Source organism: Ruegeria sp. BG5, assembly GCF_056538425.1.
The window spans coordinates 109,161-121,138 of record NZ_JBQFTC010000001.1; the positions used below are offsets into that span (position 1 = coordinate 109,161).

Consider the following 11,978-nt stretch of genomic DNA (forward strand, 5'->3'; position numbering starts at 1 on the left):
AGTAAGCTGCCTTTGTAAACGTGTTCCGGATATGAAAGCCTGATCTCGACGAAAAGCAAACTTCATGAGTCGATGATCAAACCCAGCCGCCGCCGAGGTCGCAAAGACCGGCTGAAGGACACCCTGCAAAGCGAAGGCTCTCTGCCTGTCTGGCCGGGGGTCATGGGCGGTCGTCTCAAACCGCTTTCCCCGGATGAGGTGGCGTTGGTCGAAAGCTCTGCCTTTGCATTGCTGGAAACGCTTGGTCTAAGTCAGGCCACCCCGTCGATGATCGACAAGGTTGTTGCGGCGGGCGGTGTGCGGACGGGTGACGGGCGGTTGCTGTTTCCGCCCGATCTGGTGTGCTGGGCGATTGATGGGGCGCAACGCGGGTTCTCGCTGTGTGGCCAGCACCCCGACCGCGACCTTAAAATCGAAGGATCGCGGGTGCATATGTCAACCGGCGGGGCTGCTCCGGGGGTGTTCGACCTTAACACGCACGAGTATCGCGATTCCACGTTGCAGGACCTCTATGATGCGGCCCGGATCGTGGATCAGATGGACAATATCCATCATTTCAGCCGGTCGGTTGTGGCGCGGGATATCGAGGACCCCGCTGTGATGGACCTTAATACCGCTTATGCCTGTCTGGCGGGCACGTCCAAGCATGTGTCGATCTCGATCACTGAACCGCAGAACGTCGCCCAGATCGCCCAGCTTTGCTACAGCATCGCAGGCAGTGAGGCCGCATTTCGCGCCCGCCCGTTTCTTACCGTCATGGTCTGCCACGTGGTCCCGCCGATGCGCTTCGCCGAAGAGGCCTGCCAGGTGTTGGACCTTGCGATCAGGGCAGGTTTTCCCGTTCAACTGATCAGCGCCGGTCAGGCCGGGGCGACCAGCCCGGCGACGATTGCCGGGTCGCTGGTGCAGGCGGTGGCGGAAACTCTGGCCGGGCTGGTTTTTGCGCGGTTGGTCGATCCCGAGGTCAAGGCGATCTTTGCGCCCAAACCGCTGGTGGCCGATCTGCGCACCGGTTCCATGAGCGGCGGCGGCGGCGAGCAGGCGATCCTGATGGCGGGGGCGGCACAGATGGGGCGGCACTGGGATCTGCCCACAAGCTCGATTGCAGGGATCACCGATGCCAAGCGACTGGACGCCCAATACGGGGCCGAGAAATCTCTGGCCGTGACCATGGCCGCCCATGCGGGGTCGAATATCGTCACGCAGGCGGCGGGCATGATGTCGAGCCTTCTGGGTGTCAGCCACGCTGCATATGTCAGCGACAACGATTTGCTGGGCAATATCCTGCGCACCATTCGCGGGATCGAGGCCTCGCCGGAAAACATCGCTGCAGATGTCATTGCGGATGTGTGCAGGGGCGAGGGTCATTATCTGGGCGAAATGCACACGTTCAGCCGGATGAAGTCGGACTATTTCTATCCCGAAATCGGCGACCGTCGGGCCCCGCGTGACTGGGAGGCACACGGCGGACAAAGGATCGGCGACGTCGCCCGCGAACGGGCGCGCGAGATCCTGAACAGCCACTTCCCGGCGCATATCCCCGATCACATCGATCGCAGCTTGCGTGGCAGTTTTGACATCCGTCTGACACGGACCCAAATCGGACGACCTGAATGAAGAATTCTGACCTCAGCCAGCGCGCCCGCGCGGCCCTTCCGGGCGGTGTCAGCCACGAATTGCGCTATCGCGACCCGCATCCCGTCTACATCGAGCATGCGCAGGGGGCCGAGAAATGGGACAGTGAAGGCCGCCGCTATATCGATTTCAAGATGGGCAGCGCCAGCCAGCTGCTGGGCCATGGTCATCCTGCGATCATCGAGGCGATCAGACAGCAGGCCGGACAGTCGATTTTCAGCGCCGATTGTCACGAGGCTGAAATCCTTTGGGCCGAATGGGTCAATCAGTTGTACCCCTGCGCCGAACGTACGAGGTTCACCGCGTCGGGCAGCGAGGCGACGATGCTCGCCTTGCGTCTGGGCCGCGCGTATTCCGGCAAGGATCACGTGCTGCGTGTGGATGGGCATTACCACGGCTGGCACGACCACGCGCTCAAAGGTGCAAAACCGGGAACAAATCAAGCCGCGTCGCTGGGCGTACCAAAGGCGGTGAATGAGTTGATCCATGTCTGCGCGGCAAACCCCGACGCGATGGCAGATGCGCTGCAAGATGATCGTATCGGAACGGTCATCATCGAGGCGTCCGGGTCGAACTATGGATCGGTTCCATTGTCGAGCGCGACGTTGCGGGCACTGCACGACGTGGCGCGGGCGGCGGGTGTGGTGCTGATCTTTGATGAGATCATCGCCGGGTTCCGCTGGTCCCCCGGCGGGCGACAGGCGCGTGATGGTATCCTGCCCGACCTGACAACGCTGGCCAAGATCGTCACCGGCGGTCTGCCGGGCGGTGCGGTCTGCGGCCGGGCCGAGATCATGGAGTTGATGAACAACACGACCATGCGCGACGGCATCGCACCGGCGGTCAGTCATAAGGGCACGTTCAATGCCTCACCGCTGGTGGCCGCCGCAGCCTGCGCCGCAATGCCGTTGCTGGCCAGTGGCGAGGCTCAGGCCAAGGCCGATGAGATGGCGGCGCGGATGCGGGACGGCATGAATACCGCTTTGGCCGATCTGGGCGTTGCCGGTGTGGCCTATGGCGACAGCTCGGTCTTTCATGTGTTCTTTGGTCAACACTCTCTGGACGGTCTTGGCCCGGCTCAGATACGTGGCTTGCCCAAAACCACGGTCAAAGCCTATCGCGACGGGTTGCTGGCACGCGGGGTGGATATGATGTCCTACACGTCCGGTGTCACCTCGGCGGCACATGAGCCGGGCATGATCGATGCGGCGCTGGAGGCGTTTCGCGCCACGCTGTCCGACATGATCCGCGACGGGGTACTGCCATGACCCTGCCATCCCATGCCCGCACGGTCATCATCGGGGGCGGCGTCATCGGCTGTTCCATCGCCTATCATCTGGCGCGCGAGGGGCGCAAGGATATCGTGGTGCTGGAACGCTCGAAACTGACCAGTGGCACGACGTGGCACGCCGCCGGTCTGGTGCGCCGCCTGCGGCCCTCGGCAACTCTGACCAAGCTGATCAATTATTCGATTGATCTCTATGGCGCGTTGGAGCGCGAGACGGGCCAAGCCACCGGCTGGACCCAGACCGGGTCGCTGACGCTGGCCACCAACGCGGACCGGCTGACCAATATCAAACGGCAGGTCTCGCTGGGCCGTGCCTTTGGTCTTGAGGCCGAGGTGGTTGATGCCGCCCGCGCGAAAGAACTATGGCCGCTGATCGAAACCGATGACGTGATCGGCGCGGTCTGGTCCCCGGCGGATGGGCGGGTGAACCCCTCGGACGTAGCACTGGCGCTGTCAAAAGGCGCACGGGCGCGGGGGGTGCGGATTTTCGAGGATACCGCCCTCACCGGCTTGCGGAAAAAGGCCGGGCGTATCTCGGGCGTCGCGGTGGGGGACCATGTGATCGAGGCCGACGAGGTGGTGATCGCCTGTGGCCTCTGGTCCCGCGAGGTGGCGGCGATGGCCGGTGCCCATATGCCGCTTTATGCCTGCGAGCATTTCTACATCCTGACCAAACCCCTGCCCGAGGTGCAGGCGCTTGGCAAAGGGGCGCATCTGCCGACGCTGAACGATCAGGACGCGTTCCTTTATGCCCGCGACGATGTCGAGGGGCTGTTGGTGGGCTGCTTTGAACCCAACGCCAAGGGGCTGCCTCTGAACCGTTTGCCCGAGGGTTTCAGCTTTGATCTGCTGGACGAGGATTGGGACCACTTCACGCCAATGATGGAGAACGCCCTGCGTCGGATTCCCGCGCTGGAGCGGGCCGAGGTGCGGATGCTGCTGAACGGGCCTGAAAGCTTTACCCTCGACAGCCAGTTCATGCTGGGCGAAAGCCCCGAGGTGTCGGGCCTGTTCCTGCTGGGTGGCATGAACTCGACCGGCATTGCCCTTGCCGGAGGTGCGGGCAAGGCGATGGCCGAATGGATCATCGCAGGCGAGCCGACAATGGAGTTGAACGAGGCCGATATTCGCCGCTTCAGCCCCGAAATGAACGTGCTGGGCGCGTTGGAGGCCCGCATCCCCGAGGTGCTGGGCCGCCATTACGACAACCCCTATCCGGGTCGGGCCATGGACAGCGCCCGCGGTCAGCGCCGGTCCCCCATTCACGCCGGTCTGGTGGCTGCGGGGGCACAGTTTGAATCGCGCGGCGGCTGGGAACGCGCCGTGCATTTCGGCGGCAAGGCCGCGCATCTGCCTTTGACATTCGGTGTGCCCGCGTGGCGCGATCAGGTCGGGGCCGAGGTCGAGGCCTGCCGCAACGGTGCCGCCATTCTGGATCAATCCGCCTTTGGCAAGATCATGGTACAGGGGCCGGACGCTTACGCCTTTCTGAACCGTCTCTGCGCGGCGCAGATGGATATGCCCGACGGGCGCATCGCCTACAGCCAAATCCTGAACGCACGCGGCGGGGTGGAAAGCGATCTGACCGTTCAGCGCCACGGCCCCGAGACCTATCTGCTGATCACCGGCACGGGCGAGGTCGTGCGCGTCCTCAAGCGTATGCGCGAGACACGGGGCGATTTCCGGGTGGAATTCATCGATGTGACCAGCGGGTATGCCATTTTGGGACTGGCCGGGGCACGGGCGCGCTCCGTGTTGCAAGCAACCTCGAACATGCCGGTCCCTGATCTGAAGCGCTTTCACTTCGCGCCGGTCGAAATCGGCCTTGCACGCGGTTGGGCGGGGCGGCTGAGCTTTACCGGCGAAGAGGGGTACGAGCTTTATATCCAGGCCGACATGGCCATGGCCGCGTATGAGGCGCTGGTAGCTGCCGGGGCCAGCCATGCGGGTCTTTACGCCAGCGGCAGCCTTCGCATCGAAAGCGGGTTCCGCGCTTTCGGGCACGAGCTGACCCCCGGCACCACCCCGCACGAGGCCGGTCTGGACGCATTCTGCGCCATGGGCACCGGGTTTGTGGGCGAAGAGGCGTTGCGGGATCACACGCCCGCACGCCGGATCGTTTCGCTGTTATTCGATGACCCGGATGCGATCCCGATCCATGACGAGCCTGTCTATTTCGAAGGGAAGGTCGCGGGCCAGATCACCTCTGCCGCGTGGAGTTACCGGTTCGGCCGATCTGTTGCGCTGGCAATGATCTCGGGCGCGCCGAGATTTTTCGACGAAAAATCTTCCTCCGCAGATGGCACATGGGCGGTGGAGGTGGAAATCGCCTGCACCCGCTTTACCGCCCGCGCCGCCCCGAAACCCGCCAAAGAGGCATTCCAATGAGTGATACGACCCGCACCACTCAGGTCGCGATCATCGGCGGCGGGATCATGGGCGTCGCCGCCCAGTTTCAACTGGCCGAAAACGGCTGGACCGACACGATCCTGTTCGAAAAGGCAGAACTGACTTCCGGTTCCACATGGCATGCGGCGGGCCAGATCGCCCATGCGGTCGGCAGTCGGATCGCGGGCTGGATCAACAAGACCTCGATCGAGACCTACAAGCGCGTCGAGGCAGAGACCGGCCAGAGCATCGGCTGGCATCAGGTCGGCGGCTTCCGGATCGCCACCACCGATGATGAGGTCGACTGGATGAAGTCGATTATGGGGGTCGGCAGGCTGCTGGACCTGCCGATGGAACTGGTCGGGCCCGAGGAAGTGGCCAAAGGCAACCCCTTCTACCGGACCTCTGACATCAAGGCCGCCGTGCAGACCTTTGAAGACGGCCATATCGACCCATCCGGTGTCACCATGGCGCTGGCCGCCGCCTCCCGCGCGCGTGGGGCCAGGATCGAGCGGCATACCCGCGTCACCGGCGCATCGCGCAAGGGTGATATGTGGCGTCTGGCGACGGAAAAGGGTGATGTTCTCGCCCAGCATGTGGTGATCGCCGCAGGCTCGTACGCCAATCAGGTGGGGGAATGGTTCGGGCTGAAAATCCCGTCGGTGTCTTGCCTGCATCATTATCTGGTCACGGATACGGTGCCCGAATTTCAGGACCGTTCCGAACTGCCCGTCATGCGCGACAATGCCTTTGGCGGTTATATCCGGCAAGAGCAGAAATCGGGCCTGATCGGGATTTACGAAGGCCATGTCTGCCCTACGGTCTGGGAAATGCCGCAAGGCGCGCCATGGGCAGCGGAGAATGAGCTGTTCGAGGTCGATTACGACTCGATTGGCGATTTTCTGATGGTGGCGCTCGATAAGATGCCCGTGCTGGCCGAACTGGGGATCAGGCGCGTGGTGCGCGGGGCGATCACCCATACGCCGGATGGCGGGATGCTGGTGGGGCCGTCGGGTGCGCCAAATGTCTGGCTGTCCTGCGGGTCTTCCATCGGGCTCGCATGGGGCGGTGGGGCTGGCAAGGTGCTGGCCGACTGGATGGTGCATGGCGAAACCCAGATCAACACCCGTGGGATGGACCCGCGCCGCTATGGCGACTTCAGCACCGACAATTTCATCGTCGAGCGCACCAAGGACGAGTTCATGCGCCGCCATGACACGCCCTGCCCCGGCAAGCAGTTCGACAGCTTGCGCCCGCTGAACCGCCATCCGCTTTATGACCGGCTGGCCGCCAAGGGCGCGGTGTTTGGCGAGGTCGCTGGCTGGGAACGCCCGCGCTATTTCGGTGCGGTGGGTGAGGTCGAGCAGATCGGCTGGGGCCACCAGACCTGGCACCAAAACGCCATGGCCGAGGCCAAAGCGACTCGTACCGCCGCTGGTGTGATCGACCTCTGCGCCTTTGCCCAGTTCGAGATCACCGGCAAGGATGCGGGCGCCTTGCTCGACCGGCTGTCGGCCAACAAAATCCCCGCCACAGACGGGCGGATGAGCCTGAACCACCTGTTGACTCCGAAGGGCAGGTTCGAGACCGAAATCACCATCTGGCGCATCGCCAATGGTCGCTATTTCACCGGTTCCGCCATCGCGCGGGCGAACCCGGATTTTGACTGGATCAAATCCCATATCCGACCCGGTGAAGACGTGCAGATGGTCAATCGCAGCGCCGATTGGGGGATGCTGTCCCTGTCCGGCCCGGCGTCACGCCGGATCATGTCGGAACTGACCGAGGCTGACCTCGGCAACGCTGCCTTTCCCTGGCTGTCGGGGCAAGAGATCACCGTTGCAGGCATCCCCTGCTATGCGCTGCGGGTGTCTTTTGTGGGTGAGCTCGGGTGGGAGTTGCACGTGCCGCTGGACCGGATCGGTGCGCTCTATGATGCGCTGTTTGAGGCTGGTGCCACGCACGGGCTGGTCGATCTGGGTTCTTACGCGTTCAACGGGATGCGGATGGAGAAAGCCTATCGCGCCAGCGGCGAGCTGACCACGGATGTCGGTCCGTTCGACGTCGGCCTTGACCGCTTTGTCCGCGCCGAAGGTCGCGATTTCATCGGCAAGGATGCCCTTTTGGCCCGTGATCCGGACTGGCAGCTCTTCTATGCGGAACTCCGTGCCGACGGCATCGACATTCATGGCGGCGAGCCTGTGTCGTTGAATGGCATGCCCGTTGGTCTGACCACCTCGGGCGGGTATGGCTATACGGTGGGCAAGTCGCTGGGCTGGCTGTTCGTGCGCAAAGGCACCCCGCGCGATGGCCTCAGCGTGCAAATCCTGAACCGTGCCATCCCCGTGACCGTGCATGACGACGCCCTGTTTGACCCACAAAACCTGAGACCCCGATCCGAGGACTAGACCATGACCAAAATCACCGGCGGCGAGGCCGTCTATCGCGTGCTCAAGGCCAATGGGATCGACACCGTGTTCGGCCTGCTGGGCGGCTCGATGCTCGAACTTTATGACGCGATGTATCAGTGCGGCGAAATCGGATACGTGGGCGCGCGCGATGAACGGGCGGCGGGGCATATGGCCGATGCCTGGGCGCGGATGACCGGCAAGCCCGGTGTTGTTCTGGGCGCGCAGGCCGGGCCGGGCGTGGTCAATATCGTCACCGCCGTGGCCGAGGCGCATCTGGCCTATTCCCCGCTGGTGGTCATCGCAGGCGCAATCACGCGGGCCGATCAGCACAAGGACACGTTTCAGGAGGTCGATCAGGTGGCTTTGTTTGCCCCGATCTGCAAACGCTCGGTCATAGTTACGGACCCGTCGCGTCTGGTCCCGATGCTGGAAGATGCAATACGGCTAGCGAATACGGGCCGTCGCGGGCCGGTTGTGCTGCATGTGCCGCGCGACCTGTTTGCAGCCGAGTTGCCTGCGGTTGACCCGGTGTCAGTTAACATCGCCCGGCCCGGTCCTGCGGCCTCCGAAGATGTTGCCGCCATCGCCGCGCTTCTGGGTGAAGCCAAACGCCCGGTGATTTTTGCCGGCGGTGGCTTCAAATGGAGCGCCGGGCGAGACGCGCTGACCGCTTTGGCCGAGACACTTGAGGTGCCGGTGGTTGCATCAACCGGCCATGCCGACGTGATGCGCCACGGACACCCGTGGTTTGCGGGGCAGGCCGGGCCGCGTGGCAACCGGGTGGCCAGCCGGTTGACGAAAGAGGCGGATGTGATGGTCGTGCTTGGGGCACGGCTGGGGTTCAACTCGACCTTTCATTCAAACGATTATGTCGGGGCCGAGACGCGGATTGCCCATGTGGATATCGACGGATCTGCGGTGGGGCGCTATTTCCCGGCTGAAATCGCGGCGCAGGGGGATGCGCGCCTGACTGCCGAGGCGCTGATCGATGCGGTCCCTAAACCTGATTGCGATCCATGGCGTGATGCGTTTCGTGCCGACATGGAGACCCTTCGGGCCGAGCGCGCCGAGGAAGCAGCAATCGAGACCCTGCCCATGCATCCCCGCCGTGCCTTGGGCGAGCTGCGCGACGCGCTGCCCGAAAACGCCATCGTCACGCTGGACACCGGTAACACCTGCCTTCAAGCCGCGGACCGTCTGGCGCATTATGAGCCTTTGTCGCTGATCACCCCTTTGGATTTCGGATTGGTTGGCTTTGGCCTGCCCGTCGCCATCGGGGCCAAGGCCGCAGCCCCCGACCGGCCCGTTGTTGCCGTCATGGGCGACGGTGCGGTGGGGTATACGATGATCGAAATCCAGACCGCCATCTCACACAATCTGCCCATCGTGATCGTGGTTCTGGATAATGAGGCATGGGGGGCCGAGAAAGCCTATCAGCAAGAGTTCTATGGCGGACGTCTGTTGGGGGCCGAAATCCAGTCGCCCCGCTTTGACAAATTCGCGGAACTTTGCGGCGGCAAAGGCATCTGGGTCAATGGCCCCGGTGGTATGGGTCCTGCGTTGCAACAGGCAATAGCTTCGGGGGAAACAACTGTTATTCAGGCCAAAATCGACCCAGGCGCGCTGATGACACTGCGCAAGGATTTGTTCAAGGCACCGCAGCGCCGGGAATAGGGGTGATCTTGCTGATCCGGGTTGGGATGGATCACCCCTCCGCCGGTGTCACCGCCCGCTGATACAGGTGCCATGTGGTGTGCCCAAGGATCGGCAGGGTGAAGATCAGGCCCAGAAACGCCGGAGCCATCGACAGCAACATCGTGACCGAGATGATCGCCGCCCAGCCCAGCATGACCACCGGGCTTTCGTTGACGACCCGAATGGACGTGAGCATCGCCGACACGAAATTGATTTCCCGGTCCAGCAACATGGGCATGGCAACGACAGTCACCGCAAACAGCACAGCTGACAGCAACGCGCCTATGCAGGTGCCGACAGCAAGGAAGGTCCAGCCCTGCGGCGTGAAGAACACGGTGTTCAAAAACCCGTCGAAATCCGAGAAAGACGCATTCTGCAGTATGATCGCAAGCCAAAGCCGAACCTGGTAAATCCAGACCCAGAAGATGAACAGGGTGACAAAGGCCATCCAGCCCATCTCGCGTTTGCGCTGATTGGCCATGACAGTCAGGATGTCTGACCAGCCGAAACTCTGGCCCTTTTGCAAGCGACGGGACATTTCATACAGGCCCGCGGCAGCAAACGGCGCAACAAGCGGAAAGCCGACAATGGCGGGGATGATCATCCAGATTTTTCCCAGCCAGATCAGGCACCAAACCAGCAGGATGCCGAAGACTGCATAGAACAGGCCGAAAAAACCGCTCATGAAAGGGCGCGCCAGAAAGTCGGAAAACCCGGCTTTCAGAGATGCGGTGATGTCATCTGCTGTCACCTTGTTGATCTTGGGCGCGGCTGGCTGCTGCGGCGCCAGATTGTCCGGTGGTGTGGATCCTGCGGTTTTGGATGTCATGGCACATCCCTCCTCCGCAGATCAGTTTGCATCAGGTGGTGCATCAGGGCAAGCGAGGTGAATGGCGCGGATTGGCACTGTCGCTTGGTTCAACTGCGCTCGGTCAGCAGATCACTTGCCTTCTCGCCAATCATGATCGCGGGCGCATTGGTGTTCCCGCTGACGATTTCCGGCATGATCGAGCAATCGGCAACGCGCAGGTTATCGATCCCCTTCACCTTCAGTTCCGGATCCACAACCGCGTTTTCCGAGGTGCCCATCGCGCAGGTTCCAGTGGGGTGATAGATCGAAACCGAGTTCGACCGTGCCCAATCCAACGTGCCTTCATAGTCGTCGCAAGACAGGTCCGATGTTGGCCGGAATTCCTCGGAGATTTTCGAGGCCAGCGGGTTGTGGGTGGCGATCTTGCGCGCGATGTTCACGCCGGCGACGATGGTTCGGCAATCGGTTTCCGTTGAAAGGTAGTTGGGGATGATCTTCACGTATTTGGACGGGTCGGGACCATCCAATTGCAGCTCTCCCCGGCTTTCGGGGCGAAGCTGGCAGACCGACATGGTGAAGGCGGAAAACGGATGTACGCCTTCGCCGGGGCTGTCGGCGGACCATGGCTGAACATGGAATTGAATATCCGGCGTCTGTACATTCGGGCGGGTTTTCAGGAAGCCGGTCGCCAGGCTGGCCGCCATTGTCATTGGACCTGCGCGGAACAGCGCATATTTCAGCGCGATGCGCGCCTGATTGAACAGGCTGCGCACCTCATCATTCAACGTGGGTTCGTTGCATTTGAACACCAGACGGGCCTGCAGGTGATCCTGTAGCCCTTTGCCGACAGCAGGTAAGGCGTGGGTCGGTTCAATGCCATTGGCTTTCAGGTGATCAGGGTCTCCGATACCGGACAGCATCAGGATTTGTGGCGAGTTGATCGCGCCGCCGGACAGAATGATCTCGCGACGTACCTTCAACGTCTTGGTTTCGCCGGACCGGTCCCGATAGACCACTCCGGTCGCCTGTTTCCCGTCCAGTTCGATCTTTGTCACAAGGGCATGGGTGATGATGTTCAGATTGTCGCGATTGCGGATTGGTTTGAGATAGGCCACAGCCGCGCTGCACCGTCGGCCATTACGTGTTGTCAGTTGGAAATAGCCGACACCTTCTTGTTCGGCCCCATTGTAATCGGCGTTGAACGGGTAGCCCGCAGCCTGCGCCGCCGCGACCCAGGCGTCGCAAATCGGGCGTTGGATGCGCATGTTCGACACGGACAAGGGCCCGCCGACTCCGTGGAATTCATCCTCGCCCCGTTCCTGATCCTCGCATCGTTTGAACAGGGGCAGCACGTCGTCCCAGCCCCAGCCGACATTCCCCATCTGGCGCCAGCGGTCATAATCCTCTTTCTGTCCGCGCACATACAATAGCCCGTTCAGCGAAGATGATCCGCCCAGCACTTTCCCGCGGGGCCAATCAATGCTTCTGCCGTTCAGGCCGGGGTCGCGTTCGGTCCGGTAGCACCAATCGACCGAGGGGTTGTGCATGGTTTTGAAATAGCCGACCGGGATGTGAATCCACGGGTTGGTATCCGGCCCACCGGCTTCCAAAAGGGCGACCTTGGTATTGGGATCGGCGCTGAGCCGATTGGCGATGACACAGCCCGAAGACCCTGCTCCGACAATCGCATAATCCACTTCCATGATCGCCTCCTTCCAACGTCGTTGAAAAAAACTCTATGCAAGATGCA

The 11,978-nt window shown here is 62.2% G+C and carries 7 protein-coding genes; 5 read left to right on the forward strand and 2 right to left on the reverse strand.

Annotated features, from left to right (window positions below; genetic code table 11):
* Positions 1-72: 72 nt before the first annotated feature.
* From ACR0KX_RS00500 to ACR0KX_RS00520, 5 genes are read left to right on the forward strand one after another with little or no spacing between them, the layout of a single operon-like run.
* A complete protein-coding gene (locus ACR0KX_RS00500) occupies positions 73-1,617 on the forward strand; it encodes a trimethylamine methyltransferase family protein (protein WP_480707711.1) in 1,545 nt (514 codons plus the stop codon).
* Positions 1,614-2,903 (forward strand): aminotransferase class III-fold pyridoxal phosphate-dependent enzyme, encoded by a 1,290-nt coding sequence (locus ACR0KX_RS00505; RefSeq protein WP_170521574.1) that lies wholly within the window; start codon positions 1,614-1,616, stop codon positions 2,901-2,903. Before ACR0KX_RS00500 ends, ACR0KX_RS00505 begins: the two co-directional genes overlap by 4 nt.
* On the forward strand, positions 2,900-5,311 hold the full coding sequence (locus tag ACR0KX_RS00510; protein ID WP_480707713.1) for a GcvT family protein: 2,412 nt from the start codon (positions 2,900-2,902) through the stop codon (positions 5,309-5,311). The genes ACR0KX_RS00505 and ACR0KX_RS00510 overlap by 4 nt, the downstream gene beginning before the upstream one ends.
* On the forward strand, positions 5,308-7,719 hold the full coding sequence (locus ACR0KX_RS00515) for an FAD-dependent oxidoreductase (RefSeq protein WP_170622792.1): 2,412 nt from the start codon (positions 5,308-5,310) through the stop codon (positions 7,717-7,719). Before ACR0KX_RS00510 ends, ACR0KX_RS00515 begins: the two co-directional genes overlap by 4 nt.
* A 3-nt stretch (positions 7,720-7,722) precedes the next feature.
* Positions 7,723-9,396 carry a thiamine pyrophosphate-binding protein gene (locus ACR0KX_RS00520; RefSeq protein WP_170622794.1) on the forward strand — a complete coding sequence of 558 codons (1,674 nt, stop codon included), beginning with the start codon at positions 7,723-7,725 and terminating at the stop codon, positions 9,394-9,396.
* Positions 9,397-9,427: 31 nt separating this feature from the next.
* On the opposite strand, the gene ACR0KX_RS00525 is transcribed toward ACR0KX_RS00520, so the two are convergent.
* On the reverse strand, positions 9,428-10,246 hold the full coding sequence (locus ACR0KX_RS00525; RefSeq protein ID WP_170452813.1) for a DUF2189 domain-containing protein: 819 nt from the start codon (positions 10,244-10,246) through the stop codon (positions 9,428-9,430).
* Positions 10,247-10,335: 89 nt separating this feature from the next.
* Entirely contained in the window at positions 10,336-11,931 is a 1,596-nt protein-coding gene (locus tag ACR0KX_RS00530) for a GMC family oxidoreductase (RefSeq protein ID WP_480707715.1), read from the reverse strand.
* Between the last annotated feature and the right edge of the window lie 47 nt (positions 11,932-11,978).

What these genes read in the sequence shown, in the direction of transcription:
- ACR0KX_RS00525 (WP_170452813.1), bottom strand. Translation starts at nt 10,246, where the DNA reads ATGACATCCAAAACCGCAGGATCCACACCACCGGACAATCTGGCGCCG.
- ACR0KX_RS00505 (WP_170521574.1), top strand. Translation starts at nt 1,614, where the DNA reads ATGAAGAATTCTGACCTCAGCCAGCGCGCCCGCGCGGCCCTTCCGGGC.
- ACR0KX_RS00515 (WP_170622792.1), top strand. Translation starts at nt 5,308, where the DNA reads ATGAGTGATACGACCCGCACCACTCAGGTCGCGATCATCGGCGGCGGG.
- ACR0KX_RS00530 (WP_480707715.1), bottom strand. Translation starts at nt 11,931, where the DNA reads ATGGAAGTGGATTATGCGATTGTCGGAGCAGGGTCTTCGGGCTGTGTC.
- ACR0KX_RS00520 (WP_170622794.1), top strand. Translation starts at nt 7,723, where the DNA reads ATGACCAAAATCACCGGCGGCGAGGCCGTCTATCGCGTGCTCAAGGCC.
- ACR0KX_RS00500 (WP_480707711.1), top strand. Translation starts at nt 73, where the DNA reads ATGATCAAACCCAGCCGCCGCCGAGGTCGCAAAGACCGGCTGAAGGAC.
- ACR0KX_RS00510 (WP_480707713.1), top strand. Translation starts at nt 2,900, where the DNA reads ATGACCCTGCCATCCCATGCCCGCACGGTCATCATCGGGGGCGGCGTC.